Below are 22,586 nucleotides of genomic sequence, written 5' to 3'. Positions count from 1 at the left end.
TCAGAGCACGATGCCGGCCGCGGCGGCGTCCTGGCGCAGTTGGTTCAATTCCTCATCGGTCGCGTCGACCAGCGGCGAACGGACCACCCCGGCGGGCCGGCCCAGAGCGTTCAGCCCGGCCTTCACCAGCATGACCCCCTGCGTACGGAAGATGCCCGTGAACAGGGGCAGAGCCGTGCGGTGCAGGGCCAGCGCGGCGGCCGTGTCACCCCGGTCCCAGGCCTCGATCATGTCCTTGGCCAGCCGGCCGGTGAAGTGGGTCGAGGTGCCGACCAGGCCGACCCCGCCGATCGAGAGCAGCGGCAGGGTGGCGGCGTCGTCGCCGGAGTAGTAGGCCAGGTCGGTCCGGGCCAGCACGTGCGAGCTGGCGACCAGGTCTCCCTTGGCGTCCTTGACGGCGACGATCCGCTCGTGCCCGGCGAGCCGGCACATGGTCTCGGTGGCGATCGCGGTGCCGGCCCGGTGCGGGATGTCGTAGACCATGATCGGCAGCCCGGTGGCGTCGGCGACGGCACGGAAGTGGCGCTCGACGCCCGCCTGCGGCGGCTTGCTGTAGTACGGGGTGACGACCAGCAGGCCGTGCGCCCCCGCCTTCTCCGCGGCCTGCGCCAGCTCGATGGTGTGGGCGGTGTTGTTGGTGCCGACGCCGGCCAGCACCCGTGCCCGGTCCCCGACGGCCTCGATCACGGCACGGAGCAGCGTGTCCTTCTCCGCGTCGGTGGTGGTGGGGGACTCGCCGGTGGTGCCGCTGATGACGAGCGCGTCGTTGCGCTGCTCGTCGACGAGGTACGCGGCGAGGCGCGCCGCACCCTCGATGTCCAGGGAACCGTCCGGGGTGAACGGGGTCACCATGGCGGTCAGCAGCCGTCCGAAGGGCCGCGGGTCGTGCGTCATACCTGACAACCTATCGGACGCCCCGGTCACACGTAGAAAGCGGTGAACGGCGCCCAGGGGAGGTTACGCAAGATACTCCACACACCCCAGACCACCATGAATGTGATCATGGCGGCCGGACTGATCGAGAACTCCGGCAGCCGCAGGCGGAAGAGCCGGCGGCCGGCCCAGGCCACGTACAGATAGATCAGGAACGGCACCGCGAAGACGAACACCAGGTGGTGCCGGGCCGCGGCGGGCAGGTCGCCGTGCAGCAGGAACCACGCCGCCCGGGTGCCGCCGCACCCCGGGCAGACGAAGCCGGTCAGGTATTTGAGCAGGCAGGAAGGCGGGTCACCGGCCTGTGCCGTGGTCGGGTCGGTGAGCAGGGTGTAGCCGACCGCGCCACCGGTGCAGGCGAGGATCGCGAGCGGGGCCAGCCAGATCGGCGAGCGGGCCGAGACCCGGTTGACGAGGCGGGTCAGCCGGTCCTCCCGGACACGCCGGTAGTCGAACCACTCGGGCGGCACCGGAGGGCCCTGGACCGGCTGATCGGCCAGCCACGGAGGCGACTGGGCGGCAGCACTCATGGCCGTCACGCTACACCCGTGACGCAGGCCCGCAGAGCGCTCGTCAGCGGGCCCGCGAAATCGCCCCGCTCGGGCGCCGCCACCGTGGTCAGGCCCAGCCAGCCGGCCAGGCGGCGCAGCTCGGCGGCGAGTGCCGGAGCGGTCTCCTCCGGGTCCGCCCCCGGCTCCAGCCAGGCGGCCGGGATCCGCAACTCACCGGCCTTACGGTCGGCCTTCAGGTCGATCCGGGCCGCGAACCGCTCGCCCATCAGGAACGGCAGCACGTAGTAGCCGTACAGCCGCTGGGGCCGGGGCACGTAGATCTCGATCCGGTAGGTCATGCCGAACAGCCGCTCGGTCCGGCCGCGCTCCCAGATCAGCGGGTCGAACGGGCTCACCAGGGTGGCGGCGCCGACCCGGCGGGGCAGTCTCGCCTCGTGGTGCAGCCACGCCGCCTTCCACCCCGGGACGGTGACCGGGCGCAGCACCCCGGCCTCGGCCAGCTCGGCGATCGCCTGCCGGCACTGCTGCACCGGAAGCCGGAAGTAGTCACGCAGCTCGGCCTCGGCGGCCACCCCGAGCGCCCGGGCGGAGAGCTCGACCAGGGCCCGGAACGCCTCCTCCGGCGCCGGGGTGGGCGCGGCCAGCACCTCGGCCGGCAGCACCCGCTCGGGCAGGTCGTAGCGGCGGGCGAAGGACGTGGTCCGCTCGGCGGCGGTCACCTGACCGGTGTAGAAGAGCCACTCGAGAGCCTGCTTGACGACCGACCAGTTCCACCCCCAGTGGTCCTTGTCCCGGGGTGTGTCGTGCTCGATCTCGGCGGCCGTGATCGGGCCGCGATCGCGCACCTCGTCGAGCACCCAGGCGACCAGATCGGGCTGCTCCACGGCGATGCGCCGCATGTTGCCCCAGGCGAACTCGTGCGCCCGCGCCATCCGCCAGCGGAACAGCGGCTGGAGGTCGGCGCGGATCAGCGACGCCTCATGACCCCAGAACTCGAACAGCTCGCGGGGCCGGCGGTAGGCGGCCCGCTCCAGCAGGCCGGGAGAATACGGCCCGAGGCGGCTGTAGAGCGGCATGAAGTGGGCGCGCTGCAACACGTTCACCGAGTCCATCTGGATCAGGTGCAGGCGGCGCAGCACCCGGCGCAGGTGGCGCAGGTCGGTGGCGCCACCCGGTCGTGGGTCGGCGAAGCCCTGGGCCGCCAGCGTGATCCGGCGGGCCTGGGAGAGCGAGAGTGATTCGGACACGGCCATCGTGGAGAGAGACTAGACGCGGGGTATGACAGAGTTGCCGCCATGGCACTCGGCTTCGTCCGTCCCGCTCGTCCCGAGGACGCGGGAGAGATCGCGCGCATCCAGTTGTCCACCTGGCGTTCCGCGTACCGGCGGATGTTCCCGCCACACGTGCTGGCCGGCCTGGACGAGGGCTACCTGGCCCGCGGGTGGACCGAGGCGATCACCGCTCCGCCGTCCGCGCGGCACCGGGTGCTGATCGCCGTCGAACAGGGTGAGAACTCGGCGAACGTGGTGGGCTTCGCCGCCTCCGGCCCGGCCGACGATCAGGCCCTGGCACCGGAGGAGAAACCCCTGCCGGAGGACGTCGCGGCCGTCACCGACCTGCTGATCGAGCCGCGCTGGGGCCGGCGCGGCCACGGCAGCCGGCTGCTGGCCGCCGCGGTCGACAACTGGCGCGACGACGGCTTCCGGACCGCGGTGGCCTGGGTCTACGACGCCGACAGCGTGATGCGGAAGTTCCTCGGCTCGACCGGCTGGGAGCCGGACGGGGCGAGCCGTGCCCTCGACGTGGACGACCTGCTCGTACCCCAGATCCGGCTACACGTGGCGGTTTCGGGCGCCTAGTCCTCGAGCAGCGGGTCCAGGCCGACGGTGAGGCCCGGGCGCCGCAGCACGTGGCGGACGGCGAGCAGCACGCCCGGCATGAACGAGGACCGGTCCAGCGAGTCGTGCCGGATGGTCAGGGTCTCGCCGGAGGTGCCGAACAGCACCTCCTGGTGAGCGACCAGGCCGGCCGCCCGGATCGAGTGGACCCGGACGCCGTCGATCTCGGTGCCGCGGGCGCCGGCCATCTCCTCCTTGGTGGCGTCCGGCATCGGGGGGCAGCCGGCGGCGGCGCGGGCCGCCGCGATCACCTTGGCGGTGTGCATCGACGTGCCGCTGGGCGCGTCCAGCTTGCGCGGGTGGTGCTGCTCGATGATCTCCACCGAGTCGAAGTACCGGGCGGCGCGGGCCGCGAACTGCATCATCAGGATGGCGCCGATGCCGAAGTTCGGCGCGATCAGCACGCCAGCGCCGGGCTTGGCGGCCAGCCAGCCGCGCACCTGCTCCAGACGGTCCTCGGTGAAGCCGGAGGTGCCCACCACCAGGCTGATGCCCTGGTCGACGGCCCAGCGCAGGTTGTCCATCACCACGTCGGGGTTGGTGAAATCGACGAGAACCTGGGCGCCGGCGTCGGATGCCTGGAACAGCTCCTCACCCTGGTCGATCATGGAGACCAGAGCGAGATCCTCGGCGGCGTCGACCGCCTTGCACACCTCGAGACCCATCCGGCCCCGGGCGCCGAGGACACCGACACGGATGGTTTCAGGAACGTCTGTCACCCCGTCAACCTAACGTACGGCGCCGGGCGTCCCACCATCGCTCACCGAGCCCCACCACGAGGAACACCAGGCCGACGTACACCCATCCGACCAGCACGTCGATCACCCAGTGCTCGGCCGTGTAGACCAGGGTGAAGGTCATCGAGAGCGGGTACGCGAGCAGCAGCGGCCACCAGTACCGCCGCACCATCGGCAGGAAGAACACCACCGACATGAAGGCGAACGCGGTGTGCAGCGACGGCATCGCGGCCACCGGGTTGGACGCCTCCACCTGCAAGGCGTTGAGGGTGTTGCCGGCGCCGTGCAGGCCGATGGCGTCCCACCCGTGGGTGGAGATCCGCTGCGCGTCGATCAGCGCACCGTGCTCGGGCTGCGCGGCCCACCAGGGCGGCGCGGCCGGGTAGAGGAAATAGGTGATCAGGCCGAACACGCACAGCAGGAACCAGCGGCGCATGAACCGGGCCCACTGGAGGCGGGACCGCATCCACAGCACCACGGCGATGGTCGGCATGGTCAGGAAGTGCGAGAAATAGACCAGGGAGACGGCCACCTCCCACCACTGGACCACGCCCGGCTGCCAGAGGTGCTCCTGGAGCCACTCGGTCGGCACGACGCCGCCGAACAGCCACCTGTCGAACCCGATCAGCTCGGTCACGTGCGGCTCGAACAGCCGGTCGGCGTAGCCCCGGGACACGTTGTAGATCACCAGGAGCAGGCAGATCGGCAGCCAGTCGCGCAGGAACCGCAGGTGGGTGCGCCACGGCTCGTGGTTGCGCCAGGCGATGGTGGCCAGCCACAGCCAGCCGAACGCGATCAGCGGGTCACTGGTCGGGACACCGACGAAATACACTCCGACGGCGAAGACCACCGCCCAGATCAGCATCCCCAGGGCCCGCCGCCTCCGGAGATCCGGTGGCGGCGGGGTGGTGGGGGTATCGGGTGGGGTCTCCAACGTCGTCACGGGGACCAAGGGTAGAGCGGAGGGTTACCAGCCTGGTAATTCATCCTCATCGAAGGGACCCACGACGGCCAGCGACAACGGCTGGGCGAGCAGGTCGGTGGCGACCGCGCCGACCTCGCCGACGGTGACCCCGTCCACCCGGGCCAGCATCTCGTCGACGCCCATCAGGTCGCCGTGCAGCAGCTCCGACTTGGCCAGCCGGCTCATCCGGGAGCCGGTGTCCTCCAGGCCCAGCACGTACGAGCCCTTGGCCATGCCCTTGCCGCGGACCAGTTCCTCCGCGGTGATGCCGTGCGCCGCGATCCGGTCCAGCTCGGTACGGATCAGGTCGAGCACCTCACGGGCCTTGGCCGGGGCGCAGCCCGCGTAGACGCCGACCAGGCCGCTGTCGGCGTAGTGCCCGGCGTAGGAGTAGACCGAGTAGGCCAGGCCGCGCTTCTCCCGGATCTCCTGGAAGAGACGGCTGGACATGCCGCCGCCGAGCACGTTGTTGAGCACACCGAGGGCGAACCGCCGCTCGTCGTGCCGGCCCACCCCGGGGCCGCCCAGCACGATGTGTGCCTGCTCGGTGTCGCGATGCAGGACGAGGTTGCGCGCCTTGCGTACGCGTACCCTCCTGTCGCCCGCACGCGGCTGAGCCGGCTCGACCGGCCCGGTGTCCAGCGGGGTGCCCGCCAGGGCCTTGCGAACCAGCCGGACCACCGTCGCGTGGTCGAGGTTCCCGGCGGCGGCGACCACGATCTCCGGCGCCGTGTAGTGGCGCCGGTAGAACCGGTTGATCTGGTCCCGTGTCATCGGGCTGATCGAGTCCGGGGTGCCGGAGATCAGCCGGCCGAGCGGGTGGTCGCCGTAGATCGCCTCGGCGAAGATGTCGTGCACCTCGTCACCGGGCTCGTCCTCGTGCATGGCGATCTCCTCGAGGATCACGCCACGTTCGGTCTCCACGTCCGCCGGATCGAGGATCGAGTCGGCCACCGCGTCGACCAGCACGTCCACGGCCAGCGGCAGATCGGCGTCGAGCACCCGCGCGTAGTAGCAGGTGTACTCCTTCGTGGTGAAGGCGTTGGTCTCGCCGCCGACCGCCTCGATCTGCGAGGAGATCTCCAGGGCGGTGCGCTTGTGGGTGCCCTTGAAGAGCAGGTGCTCCAGGAAGTGCGAGGCGCCGTGCAGGGTGGGCGTCTCGTCGCGGGACCCGATCCCGACCCAGATGCCGAGCGCGGTGCTGCGGGTGGTCGGGATCGCCTCGGTGATGATGCGCAGGCCACTGGGCAGAACGGTCTTCTTGACGCCGTCCTGCAGGGTGCGGGTAGAGACGCGGGCCGGCCTAGTGGCCGGCCCGTGTCCTTCGTTCGCTGTCACTTAGTCGCGGCGCTCGCCGCGGTCGCCGGTCGGGCGCGAACGGCGACGGCGGGGCTCGCCGCCACCCTCGCCGCGAGGCGCGCGGTCCTCACGCGGCGCCCGCTCGGGACGGCCACCCTCGGAACCCTCGGCGGCCGCCGGGGCCTCCTCGCCCTCCGGGCGCACCTTGTCCAGGTAGATCTTGCCGCGGGCGTCGATGTCCGCGATGGACACCTCGACCTTGTCGCCGACGTTGAGGAAGTCCTCGACCTTCTCGACGCGCTTGCCGTCGCCCACCTTGGAGATGTGCAGCAGGCCGTCACGGCCGGGCAGCAGCGAGATGAACGCGCCGAACGCGGCCGTCTTCACCACGGTGCCGAGGAACTTGTCGCCCACCTTCGGCAGGGTCGGGTTGGCGATCGCGTTGATCCGCTCGACCGCGGCCTCGGCGGCCGGGCCGTTGGTCGCGCCGACGTAGATGGTGCCGTCGTCCTCGATGGAGATGTCGGCGCCGGTCTCGTCCTGGATCGCGTTGATGGTCTGGCCCTTGGGGCCGATCACCATGCCGATCTTGTCGACCGGGATCTTCACGGTGGTGACCCGCGGGGCGTGCTCGCTCATCGCGGCCGGGCCCTCGATCGCGGCGGTCATCACCGCGAGGATCGTGGCGCGGGCCTCGTGCGCCTGCTGCAGAGCGCCGGCCAGCACGTCCGACGGGATGCCGTCGAGCTTGGTGTCCAGCTGCAGGGCGGTGACGAACTCGGCCGTGCCGGCGACCTTGAAGTCCATGTCGCCGAACGCGTCCTCGGCGCCCAGGATGTCGGTCAGGGCGACGTACTCGGTCTTGCCGTCGACCTCGTCCGAGATCAGGCCCATGGCGATGCCGGCGACCGGGGCCTTCAGCGGCACACCGGCGCTGAGCAGGGCCAGCGTCGAGGCGCAGACCGAGCCCATCGAGGTGGAGCCGTTCGAGCTCAGGGCCTCGGAGACCTGACGGATCGCGTACGGGAACTCCTCGCGCGACGGCAGCACCGGCACGAGGGCCCGCTCGGCCAGCGCACCGTGACCGATCTCGCGGCGCTTCGGCGAGCCCACCCGGCCGGTCTCACCGGTCGAGTACGGCGGGAAGTTGTAGTTGTGCATGTAGCGCTTGGTCTTCTCGGGAGCGAGAGTGTCCAGCGACTGCTCCAGGCGCAGCATGTTCAGCGTGGTGACGCCCAGGATCTGGGTCTCGCCGCGCTCGAACAGCGCCGAACCGTGCACGCGGGGCAGCACGCCCGTCAGGGCGCTCAGCGGGCGGATGTCACGCGGGCCGCGGCCGTCGATGCGGACCTGCTCGCGCAGCACGCGCTGGCGCACCTCGGACTTGGTGACCGAGCGGAACGCCGCGCTGATCTCCTTCTCCCGGCCCTCGAACCGCTCGTCGAGCAGCTCGTGCGCCTTCGCCTTGACCAGGTCGAGGGACTCCTCGCGCTCCTGCTTGCCGGCGATCTTCAGCGCCTCGGCGACCTCGGTGCGAACCGCGTCGGAGACGGCGGAGTACACGTCGTCCTGGTAGTCCAGGAAGACCGGGAACTCGGCGACCGGCTTCGCGGCGATCTCGGCCAGCTCGCTCTGCGCGCGGCACAGCTCGCGGATGGCCGGCTTGGCGGCCTCCAGGCCGCTCGCCACGACCTCCTCGGTCGGCGCGGTGGCGCCGGCCGAGATCAGCTTGATCGCGTGCGGGGTGGCCTCGGCCTCGACCATCATGATCGCGACGTCGCCCTCGGCGGTGACGCGACCGGCCACGACCATGTCGAACGTGGCGCGCTCGAGCTCCTCGAGGGTCGGGAAGGCGACCCACTGGCCCTCGACGTGGGCGACCCGGGTCGAGCCGACCGGGCCGCTGAACGGCAGGCCGGAGAGCTTGGTCGACATCGAGGCCGCGTTCATCGCGACGACGTCGTACGGGTGGGCCGGGTCCAGCGCGAGGACGGTCTCGACGACCTGGACCTCGTTGCGCAGGCCCTTGGTGAAGGACGGGCGCAGCGGCCGGTCGATCAGGCGGCAGGTGAGGATGGCGTCCTCGGACGGGCGGCCCTCACGCCGGAAGAACGAGCCGGGGATGCGACCCGCGGCGTACATCCGCTCCTCGACGTCGACGGTCAGCGGGAAGAAGTCGAAGTGCTCCTTCGGCTGCTTGCTGGCGGTGGTCGCGGAGAGGACGGTGGTGTCGCCCAGCTGGACGATCACGGAGCCGGCGGCCTGCTGAGCGAGGCGGCCGGTGGAGAAGACGATCTCGCGGGTGCCGAACGATCCGTTGTCGATGACGGCGGTGCGGGATTCGTTGCCGAGAGCGTTGTTCTGCTCGGTCATGAAGAGTGGTACTCCTTCGTCGAGGACCCGGCGGTCAACAGCGCGTTTCAGTCGAGCCGGTCTTCGATCGAAGCGCCCAGGAGTTCTGCCTGGGAACCACTACCGAGGACCGGTGCTGACGGAGTGATCCGCGCGGGTCCGTGGGGTGGAAATCCGAGGGAGCGACCAGCCGGCCGCTCCCTCGGTCAAACTATCGGCGCAGGCCGAGACGCTCGATGAGCGTCCGGTAGCGGGCGATGTCCTTCTTCTGAACGTAGTTCAGCAGGCGGCGGCGCTGGCCGACCAGGAGCAGCAGACCACGACGGCTGTGGTGGTCGTGCTTGTGCGCCTTGAGGTGCTCGGTCAGGTCGGCGATCCGCTTGGTCAGCATGGCGACCTGAACCTCGGGCGAACCGGTGTCGCCCTCCTTGGTCGCGTACTCACCCATGATCTTGTTCTTGGTCTCTTGATCGAGCGCCATGTTCTCCGAACTTCTGTGTTGCCGATTTCACGGTTACCCCGCGACCCGCGGCGTCGGGCAGGCAGGCGGGACCGGTGTCGGATATTCCAACGACGTTTCAACCCTACCAGGGGGTCAACTCAACAACGTTCGGGTCTCTTCGACATCGGCCCGGATCTGCGCGATCAACGGTTCGATCCCGTCGTATTTCCGCTGCTCACGAAGGTGCGCCACGAAATCGAGGCTCACCCGCTCGCCGTACAGGTCACCCTCGAAGTCGAGAACGTACGCCTCCACGCGGCGCTCCCGCCCGGAGAACGTGGGATTGGTGCCGATCGAAACGCTGGCCGGCCGCCGGACCCCGGCCTCGCCCCCGCGGGTGAGCCAGGCCGCGTAGATGCCGTCGGCGGGAACCGCGGCGTACCGGTGGGCCATCAGGTTGGCGGTCGGGAAGCCCAGCTCGCGCCCACGCTGGTCGCCGCGGACGACCACGCCGGCCAGGCGGTGCGGCCGGCCGAGCGCGGCCGCCGCGGCCCGCACGTCCCCGGCGTCGACACAACTGCGGATGTACGTCGAGGAGAACACCAGCCCGTCCTCGGAGACCAGTGGCGCGTCCTCCACGGTGAAGCCGAACGTGCGGCCCAGCGACTCGAGCAGTGCCGCGTCCCCGGCGGCCCGGTGCCCGAACCGGAAGTTGTCGCCGACCACCACGCCCGCGGTGTGCAGCGTCTCGACCAGCACGTCGTGCACGAACTCGTTCGGCGAGAGCTGGGAGAAGGCAGGGGTGAACGGCACAACGCAGAGCGCGTCGACGCCGAGCGCCTCGATCAGCTCCGCCTTGCGGACCGGCTCGGTGAGCACGGCCGGGTGCGACCCGGGGCGCACCACCTCGGCCGGGTGCGGGTCGAAGGTCATCACCACCGACTGGAGCCCGGCGTCGTGGGCCCGCTTCACGGCGTGCCCGATGATCGCCTGGTGGCCGCGGTGCACCCCGTCGAAGACCCCGATCGTCACGATCGAACGGCCCCACCCGGAGGGAACCGCCTCCAACCCCCGCCATCGCTGCATGGCCCTAGCGTATCGATCGTTCAGCAGTCCGGTGTGGCCCCTCCTCCCCGCCCGGATCGGTACGATAAATCGTGAAATGAGCTTCGAGTGGACCCGCGCCGTCCTCCTCGCCGCGGAGATCACCTTCGCGGTGCTTTTCCTGCGCGCACTACTCGCCTGGAGGCGCCGCCGCGATCCGCTGCGACGTGACGTGGCCCTAATCTTCGCCCCGTTCATGGTGGCGCTCTGCGTGGACCTGCTGCGCCTCCTGTTCGGGCCCCTGCCCACCGCGGTGAACGCGCTCAACGCCGCGGTGCTGCTGGCCCAGCCGTACCTCACGTTGCGCCTGGCCGGGCGGCTGCGCTCGGTCCCCCGGGTGCTGACCGCCGCGGTGCTGCTGGGCTACGCCGTGGTCCTCGCCCTGGTCGCGACCGTGCCCCGCCCGCTGCCGCCGGGCGCCCGCATCGCGTTCGTCGTCTACTTCCTCGGGGTGGAACTGGTCGCCGCCGGACTGCTCTACGGCGAGGCGCGTGCCCGTACCGGGGCGAACCGGGCACGGCTGATGATCGCGGCCGGCGCCACCGTCGTCTTCGGCCTGGTGATCGTGCTGCGGGTGGGCACCAGGGACTCGCCGCTGCGGGCGTTCGGCGTGGTGCTGGCACTGGTCAGCGCGCTCGGCTACCTCATCGCCTTCCAACCGCCCCGCCGGCTGCGGCGGCACTTCGCGGCGCTCGCCGCGCAATCGGTCACCGAGCGTCTGCTGCGGGCGCCGGCCGACTCGCCGGAGCAGGTGTGGCAGACCTACGCCGAGATCATGCGGGTGCAGACCGGCGCCGACGCGGTGGCGGTCCTGCTGCACGCGGCGGACGGGACGTACCACCGGATCGCCTACGCCGGCCCCGCCCTGCCCGCCGCCGGGCCGCCGATCGACGGCACGCTGACCCCCCGCCGCGTCCCGGTACGGGTCGGCGACCAGGCCCCCGCCCTGGTCGCCCACTTCGGCGCCGAACTGGCCGGCGACTACGTCCGGGTGCTGCCGATGCGGGTGCCGCCGGACGTCGAGGGCGCGGTCCTGCTGTTCAACCGGCACCGCAACCTGTTCAGCGAGGACGACCTCGGACTTCTCGCCGACCTGGGCGGACAGGCCGGGGTGCTGGCCGAGCGGCAGGCGATCACCGCCGAACTGAGCGCCTCGGTGGCCGCGCTCATCCGGGCCGGCCAGGCCAAGAGCGACTTCCTGGCGAACATGAGCCACGAGCTGCGTACCCCGCTCAACGCGATCATCGGGTTCAGCGACCTGATGCGGATGGAGGAGCCGGACGGCGACCGCCGCCACGTGCCCGCCGACTGGGTGGATCACGTCCACGGCAGCGGCCGTCACCTGCTCGGCCTGATCAACGACATCCTCGACCTCAGCAAGGTGGAGGCCGGCCGGCTGGAGCTGCGGCTCGCCCCGGTCCGGGTCGACACCGCCATCGAGGACCTGCTCACCGCGCTGACCCCGCTCTTCACCGGCAAACGGCTCACGGTCCGCACCGAACTGGCGCCGGTCACCGCGTACGCCGACCGGCTGCGGTTCCGCCAGATCGTCGAGAACCTGCTGTCCAACGCGGTGAAGTTCACACCCGAGGAGGGCACGATCACGGTGACCGCGGGGCCCGCCGGCGACCGGGTTCGGGTGACCGTGGCCGACACCGGGGTCGGCATCGCCACCACGGACCTGGAACGCGTCTTCGAGGAGTTCCAGCAGGCCGGCGACCCGAACCAGCGGCACTCCGGCACCGGCCTGGGGCTGGCCCTGACCCGCCGGCTGGTCGCCGCCCACCACGGTGAGATCCTCCTCACCTCGGAGCCGGGCGTGGGCAGCGAGTTCGCCGTGGTCCTGCCCGCCGCGCCGGTGGCCGCCTCCTCGGCGGGCGCCGGCACCGGGCCGTACGTGCTGTTGATCGAGGACGACCCGCAGTCCGCCGAGCTGATGCGCACCCAGCTCGGCAACGCCGGCTACCGGGTCGAGGTGGCCGGCACCGGCGAGAGCGGCCTGGCGGTGGCCCGCGAGCACCGGCCGGACGCCGTGGTGCTGGACGTCACCCTGCCCGGCATCGACGGTTGGGAGGTGATCCGCCGGTTCAAGGCGGACGCGCGGCTCAACGCGATCCCGGTGTTCTTCGCCAGCATCCTGGACGAGGCGCCGGCCGGGCTGGCCCTCGGCGCGCACGACTACTTCGTCAAGCCGGTCGACCAGCCGGCCCTGCTCAGCGCCCTGGCGAACGCCATCGCGGCCCGTCCGGTGCCGCGCGTGCTGGTGGTCGACCACGACGACACGGTCCGGAAGGCGATCGAGGACGGCTTACGCGCCGGCGGCGCCGACGTGGTCGCCTGCGCGGACGGGCGGGACGGGCTGGCCCGCAGCCGCAGTGAGAACTTCGACCTCATCGTCTGCGACATGCAGTCGCCGGAGGAGGACGGTTTCAGCCTGCTCGCCGCCATCGAGCGGGACCCGTCCGGCCGGCACACCCCGGTGCTCGGTCTGAGCGCCGCCGCGCTGGCCTCCGGCGACACCACACCGCTGATCGCCACGGCGATGGCCGGCAACGCGGTCGCCGAGGCGATGACCGGCAACGGCTGGGACGGCCTGCCCCCACTGGTGCACGCCCCTCCCCCGGCCGTCCGCCGGCACTCCCAAGGCCACGTCGCGATCAAACTGCGCGGCGCCGTCCCACCACCCGGCTCCCAACCGTGAGGAGACAGCCGTGAGCGCACCCCACCGCATCCTCCTGGTCGAGGACGAAGAACTGAACCGCATGCTGGTCAAAGCGGTCCTCGCCCGCGCCGCCGTCGCCGCGGTCCGCGACGCCGAACTGGTCGACGCGGAAACCCTGGCCGCCGCCCGGAGCTGTCTCGCCACCGGCGAGTTCGACCTGATCCTGCTGGACCTCAACCTGCCCGACGGCAACGGCCTCACCCTGGCCCGCGAACTCGCCGGCCACGGCGGGCCCAGACCCCGCGTGGTCGCGGTCACCGCGAGCGTCCTGCCCCAGGACCAGAAGGCCGCCCTCGACGCCGGCTGCGACGACTTCCTCGACAAGCCCTACGCCGCGGCCGACCTGGTCGCCACGGTCGCCCGCCATCTGAGCTAGCTTTGCTCCGCTTCGCTCCGCGGCAAAACGCTGGGCCTGATGGCTCCGCTTCGCTCCGCGGCAAAACGCTGGGCCTGATGGCTCCGCTTCGCTCCGCGGCAAAACGCTGGGCCTGATGGCTCCGCTTCGCTCCGCGGCAAAACGCCTTGTAACCGGTGTCGAGGCAGGTGATTTCCCGCCGCAAGCAAAACCCGCTGGCGTCGGCAAATCACTTGCCTCGACACCGGCGGCGTTTTGCGGGGGTGTTGAGTGCACCGCCGTAGGGGTGTGGTGGGTGTTCCGGGACTGGTCGGGTGTCCGGACCACGTGACCCGTGCGGCGCCAGCCGCCCGGGTCGGACCGTGCGGCGCTGGCCGCCCGGGTCGGACCGTGCGGCGCTGGCCGCCCGGTCAGGCTCAGGCCGGTGAGAGGACGATCTCGGCGCGTGCCCGGCCCGCCCGCTCGCTGACGATGGCCAGGACCTCGCCGGACGGGTCGAAGACGGCGTAGGGCCCGTCGATGCCGGCCGCCGCGAGCGGACCGCCGTGCCGGAGGATGCGGGTCTCCTCCTCGGTGGCGGTGCGCTGCGGGAAGGACCGGCGGGCCGCCTCGGCGAGCGAGAGGCCGATCACGTCGGGGGCGCGCTCCTCGAGTTCGGTGAGGGTGGCGGCGGTGTCCAGGGTCATGCCGCCGACGGCGGTCCGGCGCAGCGCGGTGAGGTGCCCGCCGACGCCGAGCGTGGCGCCGAGGTCGCGGGCGATGGCCCGGATGTAGGTGCCGGAGGAGCAGGTCACGTCAATGTCCACGTCGATCACGTCATGCCCCTCGGGCCGCCGGATGTCGAGGACGTCGAGCCGGTGGACGGTGATCCGGCGGGCCGGGATCTCCACCGATTCGCCCTCGCGGACCCGCTTGTACGCCCGCTGCCCATTGATCTTGATAGCGCTGACCGCGCTCGGCACCTGGTCGATCTCGCCGGTCTGGGCGGCCAGCCCGGCCCGGATCGCGTCGTCGGTGACCGCCGACGTGGAAGCCGTCCCGGTCACGTCGCCCTCGGCGTCGTCGGTGACCGTGGACTCCCCCAGCCGGATCGTCGCGGCGTAGCTCTTCTCCGACCCGATCACATAGGTCAGCAGGCGGGTCGCCCGGTTCACCCCGATGATCAGGACACCGGTCGCCATCGGGTCCAGCGTGCCCCCGTGCCCCACCCTCCGGGTCTTCGCCAGCCGCCGGATCCGGGCGACGACGTCGTGCGACGTCATCCCGGCCGGCTTGTCCACCACGATCAGTCCGTCCGTGTTCACGCCGACCACCCTATTTCCCGGTCTACCGGGTGACGCCGGTGACCACCCAGTACGGAGAACGCCACCGCCACATCAGCGAGACGAACCGGCCCAGGGTGAACAGCCCGAGCCCGGCCCAGACACCGCCCAGCCCCAGGTCGAACGCGTAGGCCAGCCAGATCGCCGGCAGGAAGCCGAGCAGCGCGGACAGCACCGTGACGGTACGCAGGAAGGCCACGTCCCCGGCGCCGATGAGCACCCCGTCGAGGGCGTAGACCACTCCGGCGAACGGCAGCAGCGCCACGAACCACGGCCAGATGACGGCGGCCTGCTCGTGGACCACCGGGTCGTCGCTGAACCACCCGGGCACCACAGCGGCGCCGGCCGCCGCGAGTGCCGCGAAGGCCAGGGCGGACACCCCGCCGGCCAGGGTGACGCGACGGGCCACGTCCCGGGCCTCGCGTTCGTCGCCGGCCCCGAGCGACGCCCCGACCAGGGACTGAGCGGCGATCGCGACCGCGTCCAGGGCGAGCGCCGCGAAGAACCAGAGTTGCAGCACGATCTGGTGGGCACCGACCGCCGCCACGCCGAACCGGGCCGCCACCGCGGTCGCCGACAGGAAGCAGGCCTGGAACGCCGCGCCGCGGATCAGCAGGTCGCGACCGAGCACCAGCTGGCTCACGATGATCGACGGCACCGGCCGCAGCGCCCGGGTCTCGCGGACCAGCGCGGCCAGGAAGAGGGCGCCGCCGAGGCTCTGCGCCGTGACGTTGGCGATGGCCGAGCCGGTCAGGCCGAGGCCCGCCGGATAGACCAGGACCGGGCAGAGGATCGCGGACAGCACGTTGGCGCCGAGGACGATCCAGAGTGGTCGGCGGGTGTCCTGGACGCCGCGCATCCAGCCGTTCCCGGCCGCGGCCAGCAGCAGGCCGGGCGCGCCCAGAGCGGCGATCCGCAGCCAGCCGGCGGCCGCCTCGGCGGTCTCCGGGTCACCGGCCAGCAGGCTGGTGAGCGGGCCGGCGCCGGCCAGGCCGAGGAGGGCCAGCAGGACGCCGGCGGCGAGGGCCATCCAGGAGGCCTGGACCCCCTCGGCGATCGCGGCGGTCCGGTCCCCGGCACCGAAGCGACGGGCCGCGCGGCCGGTGGTCCCGTACGCCATGAGCGTGCCGAACCAGACGGCCACCGACATGACCGTGCCGCCGATGGCGACGGCGGCCAGTGGGACGGCGCCGAGATGCCCGACGACCGCCGTGTCCACCAGTACATAGAGCGGCTCGGCGGCCAGCACCACGAGTGCGGGCAGCGCCAGGCCGGCGATCCGGCGGGCGGTCGCGGTGCGCTGCGGCGGGGCGGGCGCATCGGCAGGCGGGCTCATGGTTCCCCATGATGCCCGCCTGAGGTAAGGGCCGCAACGCGGCTTTGTTACTTACCCCTACCGACTCGCGGCGGACCCCTACTGGCGCGTGTCCAGGGAGGTCTGGAGGGCGCGGCGGGCCTGCTCGCGGGCGTCGTCGGCGGGCTGGGGCTTCGGCTTGGCGGCCATGAGAGGGCAATCCTTCCAACGGGTGCGGGCGCGCCGTGAAAACGGAGCGCCCCTGCGGTCGAGCGGGGCGTCACTCGCCGGTCCGGGATCGCCGGGACCACTGGCAAAGGTGACGCGGCCCGGGGCGGTGTACCCGGGTGGCTCGAGGCCTCGCGGAAGGCGGTGGTGGCAGCCGCGCGAAACCAAATCACCGTTCAGGCCCCAAACTAACGTTCAGTCAGCTCTCCGCAGGCCTTGTTCCCGGGATCCGGGACGCCGAAAGCGGAGGCCACCCCATTGGGTGACCCCCGCTCAGCAGGGCGAACGATGCTCAGTTCAGGTATTCGTCCAATAGCCGACGCACGGTGTCCACCACCTGGGCGGCCTCGCCGTACCCGGTGAAGCCGGCCGCCAAGCGGTGCCCGCCGCCGCCCTGCGACACCGCCACGCCGCTCACGTCGACCGCGCCCTTGCTGCGCAGCGACACCGACCACTCGCCGGCCGCGACCTCCCTGACCACCACCGACACGTCGGCCTCGGCCACCGCGCGCACCGGGTCGATCAGGGTGTCCAGCACGTACGGCTGCTGCGCGTGCCGCTCCAGGTCGGCCAGCGTGGCGTAGGTCCACACCATGCCCCGCCCACCCGCCGCGCCCGGCTCCAGCACGGCCCGGCCGATCACCTCACCGGTCAGCTTCATGGCCCCGAACGGCCTGCTGTCGAAGATCCGCCGGGAGATCTCCCCCGGCCGGATCCCGGTGGCGATCAGCCGCGCGGCCAGCTCGTGAACCGCTACCGTGGTCATGTCGAACTTGAACGACCCGGTGTCGGTCGCCAGCGCCACGTAGAGGCACTCGGCGATCTCCGCGTCCAGCTCCACACCGAGCCGGGCCAGCAGCTGCTCGGCCACCACCGAGGTGGCCGCGGCCGCCGGGTCGACCAGGCGTACCGCGCCGAAACCGGTGTTCGACGCGTGATGGTCGAGCACCACGCTGACCGGCGCCGCGGTGAGACGGCCGGCCAGCCCGCCGAGACGGGACTCGCTCGCCACGTCGAAGACCGCCACCAGCCGCGGGTCGGTCCAGGCCTCCGCCTCCGGCACGAGCAGGGCGGAACCGGGCAGGGCGGAATAGGGGCCGGGAACGGTGAATTCCCCGGGGAACGTGGCCCGCACCCGGGTATACCCCAGCCGGCTCAGACCGAGCCCGAAACCGAGCATGCTGCCGAGCGCGTCGCCGTCCGGGTTCACGTGGCAGATCAGCTGGATCTCGTCGTCGGCACCGAGCGAGCGGACCGCCGCGACCGCGGCGGCCCACTCCTCGGAGGTAGGCCCGGACAGGGTCACCCGTGATCCTCGCGGGCGCCGACCCGCTCGGCCTCGTCGTCCTCGATCTCGTCGTCGTCACTCTTGTACGGGTCCGAGTCCCCGGCGTACTTCGCCCCGGCGGCCAGCCGCTGCACCTCCTGGTCGCGGTGCTTCGCCTGGGCCAGGAGGTCGTCGATCTCCTTGACGTGGGTCTGCACGTTGTCCAGCACGAACGTCAGGCTCGGCGAGTGCCGCAGCCCGAGCGCGTGGCCGACCCGGCTGCGCAGCATGCCCTTGGCGCTCTCCAGGGCCGCGGCGGTCGACGCCTGTTCGGCCGGATCGCCCAGGACCGTGTAGAAGACCGTCGCCTCACGCAGGTCGCCGGTGATCCGGGCATCCGTGACCGTCAGCATGCCGAGGCGGGGATCCTTGATCTCCCGCACCAGCGAAGCCACCAACTCCCGGACGCGCTCCGCGTGCCGACGTGTCTTGGCTGGGTCCGACATTTCGCCCACCTCCGACTATGTATCTCGCGGGTCGACAGCCCCCGCCCAACTGATGAAGCGTACCCAGGTCAATCGTCGTCGCCGTAGACCCGTCGCTTGACCGAGAGCAGCTCGATCTCGGGACGGCCGGCCACCTGGTTCTCGCACGTGTCGATCACGGCACGGGCCTGGGCCGGGTCCGCCGCTACCACGGCTACCCCGAGCAGGGCCCGCCCATGCAGGTCATGGAAGCCCACCTCGGCGGCGCTGACCTCGAATTTCTTCAGCATCGCCAGAATCGGGCGGACATAGGAGCGCTTCTGCTTCAGCGAGTGGGAGTCACCGGGCAGGAGCAGATCGAAGACTGCGGTCTCGGTATACATCAGCGAGCAGGGTACTCATGATCGGCCTGCTCAGCGCGGGTTTTTCCGCGCCACCACCACGTCCCGCTCGATGCCCTGGTCCACCCGGTGCGCCAGGGGCAGATGCTCGACCAGCTCCAGCCCGCTCGCCAGCAGGATGTCCTCGGCCAGCTCCCGCTTGGCCACCTTGGTGTTCCAGGACAGGCCGATCGCACCACCCGGGCGCAGCAGCGGCAGCCACTGCGGCACGGCCCGCTCCAGCAGGTCCAGCGGGCGCCGGGACAGGCCGCCCTCGTCGTCGTAGCTGCCGTGCGCGATCCCGTACGGCAGGTCGGCCACCAGCACGTCCGCCACGTTGCCGCGGATCAGCCCGTCCAGCGACGTGGTGTCCGCGTTCAGCACGGTGACCTTCTGCACCGCGCCGGCCTTGTGATCGTCCTTACTGGCGGCCATGGTCACCTCCAGGCGGCGCGCGGCCCGGCGGCCCTGCCGGCGCACCTGCACCAGCTCGGCGGTGTGCTTGAGCCGCTTGCGCTTCAACCAGGTCTGGAGGAACAGCTTGTAGGCCTCGACGTCCTTGCCGTCGATCTCCACGCCGATGGCGTCGTAGCCGTACATCAGCGCCTGGTTCAGCGTGGTGCCACGGCCGCAGACCGGGTCGAGGACGGTCAGCCCGCCGTCCAGCATCCGGCCGGCCGAACCGGAGGCCAGCACCGTGAGGTTCAGCACCAGCTTGGTGAACTGCTCGTTGGTCTTCCCCGCGTACTTCGGGATGGTGATCAGGTCGCTGTCATAACGCGCCAGCGGCGCGAGCTCCAGCGGGCGCAACAGGCCGTCGTCCACCCGCTCGAAGAGGGCATGGGCCGAGGAGAGATTCGAGACGTACGCGATATCGCGCTCGGTGAGATCGGCGGAGAACGTCAGGTACTCCACCCCGCCCAGGACCGTCACGCCGATGTCGTCCAGCCCCGGCGAGAGCACCGGGGCGAACGCGGCCAGCTCCGCCTGGGACATGCGCGACGCCTGGTCGGCGTAGACGCGGTTGGCGGACGGTGCGAGCAGCATGGCATAGCGGGACATGCCGCCAATCCTCCCAGCCGGGGCGGCCGCCGCTTCTGCCGGGCGGCCACTGCCCGTACCGGAAGGGTCTGAAGCGGCCAACGGCCCGGCGCAGAAACGCCGGGCCGTTGGAAAGTCGCGAAGCTTACGCCCGCGGCTTCTCACGCATCTCGAAGGTCTCGATCACGTCGCCCGTCTGCGGCGAGCCGTAACCGCTCAGCGTCAGACCACACTCGAAGCCCTCGCGGACCTCGGTCGCGTCGTCCTTGAACCGCTTGAGCGAGCTGATCGTGACGTTGTCCGCCACCACGGTGCCCTCGCGGATGACGCGGGCCTTGGTGTTGCGGCGGATGAGACCGGACCGGACGATACAGCCGGCGATGAGACCGATCTTGGACGAGCGGAACACCTCGCGGATCTCCGCCGTGCCGAGCTCGACCTCCTCGTACTCCGGCTTGAGCAGGCCCTTGAGCTCGGCCTCGATCTCCTCGATGGCCTGGTAGATCACGCTGTAGTAGCGGATCTCCACGCCGGAGCGGTCGGCCAGTTCCTTGACCTTGTTCGACGCACGGACGTTGAAGCCGATGATCGTCGCGCTCTGGTCGGACGAGGCGGACGCCAGGTTGACGTCGCTCTCGGTGATCGCACCGACGCCGCGGTGGATGACCTTGAGCTGCACCTCTTCCGGAATGTCGATCTTGAAGAGCGCGTCCTCGAGAGCCTCGACCGAACCGGACCCGTCACCCTTGATGATCAGGGTGAGCGAAGCCTTCTCGCCCTCCTTGATCTCCTTGACGATCTCGTCGATCGTCTTCGGGCGGGTCGAGTTGGCGAAGGTCGCCGCACGACGGCGAGCCTGCCGCTGCTCGGCGATCTGCCGCACCGTGCGGTCGTCCTCAGCCGCGAGGAACGTGTCACCGGCGCTCGGCACCGAGGTGAGACCCAGGACCAGGACCGGACGTGCCGGACCGGCCTCGGCCACCTGCTGGCCGTTCTCGTCGAGCATGGCCCGGACACGACCGTGCGCGCCACCCGCCACGATCGAGTCACCGGCCCGCAGCGTGCCCTTCTGCACCAGGACGGTGGCGACGGCGCCGCGACCCTTGTCCAGGTGGGCCTCGACCGCGACACCCTGGGCGGGGCCGTCGATCGGGGCGGTCAGCTCGAGCGCCGCGTCGGCGGTCAGCAGGACGGCCTCGAGGAGGTCGTCGATGCCGATGCCGGGCTTGGCCGCGACGTTCACGAACATCGTCTCGCCGCCGTACTCCTCGGCGAGCAGGCCGTAGTCGGTCAGCTGCTGCCGGACCTTGTCCGGGTTCGCGTCCGGCTTGTCGACCTTGTTCACCGCGACGACGATCGGCACGTCGGCCGCCTTCGCGTGGTTGAGCGCCTCGACCGTCTGCGGCATGACGCCGTCGTCGGCCGCGACCACCAGGATCACGATGTCGGTCACCTTGGCACCGCGGGCACGCATGGCGGTGAACGCCTCGTGACCCGGGGTGTCGATGAAGGTGATCGCCCGCTCCTGCCCCTGGTGGGGGACGACGACCTGGTAGGCGCCGATGTGCTGGGTGATGCCACCCGCCTCGCCGGCGACCACGTTGGTCTTGCGGATCGCGTCCAGCAGCTTGGTCTTACCGTGGTCGACGTGACCCATGACGGTCACCACCGGCGGACGGGTGACCAGACGGTCCTCCGCCACCTCGGCGTCGAGGTCGATGTCGAACTGCGCGAGCAGCTCGCGGTCCTCGTCCTCGGGGCTGACGATCTTCACGACGAAGCCCAGGTGCTCGCCGAGCAGCAGAAGGGTGTCGTCGGACACCGACTGCGTGGCGGTCACCATCTCACCCAGGTTGAACATCTCCTGGACGAGCGAGCCCGGGTTGGCGTTGATCTTGTCGGCGAAGTCGGAGAGCGACGCGCCGCGCGAGAGCCGGATCTCCTGGCCACTACCGCGCGGAGCACCGGAGCTCATCTGCGGAGCGGACAGGTTGTCGAACTCTTGACGCCGCTGCTTCTTCGACTTGCGGCCACGGGTCGGCCGGCCGCCGGGACGCCCGAAGGCACCCGCCGCACCGCCGCCACGGCCACGGCCACCGGCGCCACCGGGACGGCCGGGCGCACCAGCGCCGACCGGACCGCCGCCGCCACCGCCGGGACCACCCGGACGGAAGCCGCCACCGGCACCGCCACCGCCACCGGGACGGAAGCCGCCACCGGCACCGCCACCGCCACCGGGACGGAAGCCGCCACCGGCACCGCCGCCGCCACCGCCGCGGTAGCCACCGCCACCGCCGCCGGGGCCACCACGGCCGCCACCGGGACCACCCGGACGACCGGCGCCACCGGCGCCACCGGGGCCGGCCGGACGACCGGGACGCTGCGCGGGCATCGAGGCGGGACTGGGCCGCGGCGGCATCGAGGCGGGGCTCGGCCGCGGCGGCATGCCCGGCTGGTTCGGACGCGGCATCGAGGCCGGCGACGGGCGCGACGCGCCGCCACCGGAGACACCGAACGGGTTGTTACCCGGACCACGCGCGGGCGGACGCGGAGCGCCGCCGGCCGGGCCGGGACGAGGACCACCGGGGGCGCCGGGGGCCGGGGTACGGGTCGCGGCCGGCGAACCCGGACGCGGCGGGACGCTGCCCGGACCGGGACGCGGGCCACGCTGGCCACCGCCCTCGGACGGGCTGCCCTGACGGCGCTCGGCGTCCCGGGTACGGGCTGCCTGCGCGGCCTTGACCGCGGCCTCCTGCTCGGCCTTCAGCGCCGAGGCGCGGGCCTCGGCGGCCGCCACCTCGATGTCGTGCGCGCTGGCCGGCTTGGCGACCGGGCCGGGCGTCGGGCCCGGACGGCCGGCCGGCGGCTTGGGCCGCACGAACGGGCCGGGCGTGGGCGCCGGAGAGGTGGGCTGGTTGGTGGGCGCGTCACCGGGCGTCGGACCCGGACGGCGCGGCGGCTGGGGCCGCCCCATCGGCGGGCCCGGGCGCGGCGTCGCGGGGGCACCGGGGCCACCGGACGCGGCGGCGGACGCCGAGGACGACGGGGACGCCGGAATGGCGCCACCCTGCTCGAGGGCGCCACGGAGCCGCCGGGCCACGGGGGCCTCGACGGTGCTGGACGCGGACTTAACGAACTCGCCCATCTCTTTCAACGTGGCGAGAACGGTCTTGCTGTCGACCCCGAGCTCTTTGGCGAGCTCGTGTACGCGGGCCTTGCCTGGCACTGCACTCCTCACTTCGAGGTCGTGC

General features: G+C 71.7%; 19 protein-coding genes and 1 pseudogene. 3 read left to right on the top strand and 17 right to left on the bottom strand.

Going from position 1 to position 22,586, the window contains the following annotated elements; all coding sequences use genetic code 11:
- Genes dapA through KZ829_RS29995 form a run of 3 tightly spaced genes read right to left on the bottom strand, consistent with a single transcriptional unit; the run spans position 1 to position 2,698 of the window.
- Complete coding sequence (dapA, locus tag KZ829_RS30005) at positions 1-894, bottom strand: 4-hydroxy-tetrahydrodipicolinate synthase (protein ID WP_220147246.1); 894 nt, start codon at positions 892-894, stop codon at positions 1-3.
- Between the two features lie 26 nt (positions 895-920).
- The gene (locus KZ829_RS30000; protein WP_220147245.1) at positions 921-1,463 is read right to left on the bottom strand and encodes a DUF2752 domain-containing protein; all 543 of its coding nucleotides are present in this window, start codon (positions 1,461-1,463) and stop codon (positions 921-923) included.
- A gap of 5 nt (positions 1,464-1,468) precedes the next feature.
- Complete coding sequence (locus tag KZ829_RS29995; protein ID WP_220147244.1) at positions 1,469-2,698, bottom strand: winged helix-turn-helix domain-containing protein; 1,230 nt, start codon at positions 2,696-2,698, stop codon at positions 1,469-1,471.
- 42 nt (positions 2,699-2,740) lie between these two features.
- On the opposite strand from KZ829_RS29995, the gene KZ829_RS29990 reads away from it, so the two are divergent.
- A complete protein-coding gene (locus KZ829_RS29990) occupies positions 2,741-3,304 on the top strand; it encodes a GNAT family N-acetyltransferase (protein ID WP_220147243.1) in 564 nt (187 codons plus the stop codon).
- Here the strand turns inward: KZ829_RS29990 and dapB are convergent.
- The 6 genes from dapB to KZ829_RS29960 all read right to left on the bottom strand — a co-directional run bounded on the left by dapB (position 3,301) and on the right by KZ829_RS29960 (position 10,223).
- A complete protein-coding gene (dapB, locus tag KZ829_RS29985) occupies positions 3,301-4,062 on the bottom strand; it encodes a 4-hydroxy-tetrahydrodipicolinate reductase (protein ID WP_220147242.1) in 762 nt (253 codons plus the stop codon). The two genes, KZ829_RS29990 and dapB, sit on opposite strands and share 4 nt — an antisense overlap.
- 4 nt (positions 4,063-4,066) lie before the next feature.
- Positions 4,067-4,945 carry a phosphatase PAP2 family protein gene (locus KZ829_RS29980; RefSeq protein ID WP_220147293.1) on the bottom strand — a complete coding sequence of 293 codons (879 nt, stop codon included), beginning with the start codon at positions 4,943-4,945 and terminating at the stop codon, positions 4,067-4,069.
- A gap of 102 nt (positions 4,946-5,047) precedes the next feature.
- On the bottom strand, positions 5,048-6,382 hold the full coding sequence (locus KZ829_RS29975; RefSeq protein WP_220147241.1) for a M16 family metallopeptidase: 1,335 nt from the start codon (positions 6,380-6,382) through the stop codon (positions 5,048-5,050).
- Positions 6,383-8,716: a polyribonucleotide nucleotidyltransferase gene (locus KZ829_RS29970; RefSeq protein ID WP_220147240.1), complete on the bottom strand. Its 2,334-nt coding sequence runs from the start codon at positions 8,714-8,716 to the stop codon at positions 6,383-6,385.
- 190 nt (positions 8,717-8,906) lie between these two features.
- On the bottom strand, positions 8,907-9,176 hold the full coding sequence (rpsO, locus tag KZ829_RS29965; RefSeq protein ID WP_183216391.1) for a 30S ribosomal protein S15: 270 nt from the start codon (positions 9,174-9,176) through the stop codon (positions 8,907-8,909).
- 114 nt (positions 9,177-9,290) lie between these two features.
- Positions 9,291-10,223, bottom strand: coding sequence for a bifunctional riboflavin kinase/FAD synthetase (locus KZ829_RS29960; RefSeq protein WP_220147239.1), 933 nt, complete (start codon positions 10,221-10,223; stop codon positions 9,291-9,293).
- Positions 10,224-10,299: 76 nt separating this feature from the next.
- On the opposite strand from KZ829_RS29960, the gene KZ829_RS29955 reads away from it, so the two are divergent.
- Complete coding sequence (locus KZ829_RS29955; RefSeq protein ID WP_220147238.1) at positions 10,300-12,942, top strand: ATP-binding response regulator; 2,643 nt, start codon at positions 10,300-10,302, stop codon at positions 12,940-12,942.
- A gap of 10 nt (positions 12,943-12,952) precedes the next feature.
- Positions 12,953-13,339 (top strand): response regulator, encoded by a 387-nt coding sequence (locus KZ829_RS29950; protein WP_308285719.1) that lies wholly within the window; start codon positions 12,953-12,955, stop codon positions 13,337-13,339.
- Positions 13,340-13,734: 395 nt separating this feature from the next.
- Here the strand turns inward: KZ829_RS29950 and truB are convergent, their stop codons facing one another.
- From truB to KZ829_RS44925, 8 genes and pseudogenes are all read right to left on the bottom strand, one after another.
- The gene (gene truB, locus KZ829_RS29945) at positions 13,735-14,622 is read right to left on the bottom strand and encodes a tRNA pseudouridine(55) synthase TruB (protein ID WP_220147237.1); all 888 of its coding nucleotides are present in this window, start codon (positions 14,620-14,622) and stop codon (positions 13,735-13,737) included.
- Positions 14,623-14,644: 22 nt separating this feature from the next.
- Positions 14,645-15,976 (bottom strand): MATE family efflux transporter, encoded by a 1,332-nt coding sequence (locus KZ829_RS29940; RefSeq protein WP_220147236.1) that lies wholly within the window; start codon positions 15,974-15,976, stop codon positions 14,645-14,647.
- 478 nt (positions 15,977-16,454) lie between these two features.
- Entirely contained in the window at positions 16,455-17,468 is a 1,014-nt protein-coding gene (locus KZ829_RS29935; RefSeq protein WP_220147235.1) for a DHH family phosphoesterase, read from the bottom strand.
- Positions 17,465-17,935 (bottom strand): 30S ribosome-binding factor RbfA, encoded by a 471-nt coding sequence (gene rbfA, locus KZ829_RS29930; RefSeq protein WP_220147234.1) that lies wholly within the window; start codon positions 17,933-17,935, stop codon positions 17,465-17,467. Before rbfA ends, KZ829_RS29935 begins: the two co-directional genes overlap by 4 nt.
- Positions 17,936-18,003: 68 nt before the next feature.
- The gene (locus KZ829_RS29925; RefSeq protein ID WP_220147233.1) at positions 18,004-18,297 is read right to left on the bottom strand and encodes a DUF503 domain-containing protein; all 294 of its coding nucleotides are present in this window, start codon (positions 18,295-18,297) and stop codon (positions 18,004-18,006) included.
- A 30-nt stretch (positions 18,298-18,327) separates the two neighbouring features.
- Positions 18,328-19,356: a TRM11 family SAM-dependent methyltransferase gene (locus KZ829_RS29920; RefSeq protein WP_220147232.1), complete on the bottom strand. Its 1,029-nt coding sequence runs from the start codon at positions 19,354-19,356 to the stop codon at positions 18,328-18,330.
- 124 nt (positions 19,357-19,480) lie between these two features.
- Positions 19,481-22,309 carry a translation initiation factor IF-2 gene (infB, locus tag KZ829_RS29915; protein ID WP_372453913.1) on the bottom strand — a complete coding sequence of 943 codons (2,829 nt, stop codon included), beginning with the start codon at positions 22,307-22,309 and terminating at the stop codon, positions 19,481-19,483.
- Between the two features lie 101 nt (positions 22,310-22,410).
- Positions 22,411-22,561 (bottom strand): annotated as a pseudogene (locus tag KZ829_RS44925) (translation initiation factor IF-2 N-terminal domain-containing protein); the annotation flags it as partial.
- Positions 22,562-22,586: the final 25 nt, after the last annotated feature.

This window comes from Actinoplanes hulinensis, from assembly GCF_019429605.1.
Classification (GTDB): domain Bacteria; phylum Actinomycetota; class Actinomycetes; order Mycobacteriales; family Micromonosporaceae; genus Actinoplanes; species Actinoplanes campanulatus.
The sequence above is the reverse complement of the archived record's forward strand: the minus strand, read 5'-3'. Positions and strand labels throughout refer to the sequence as shown.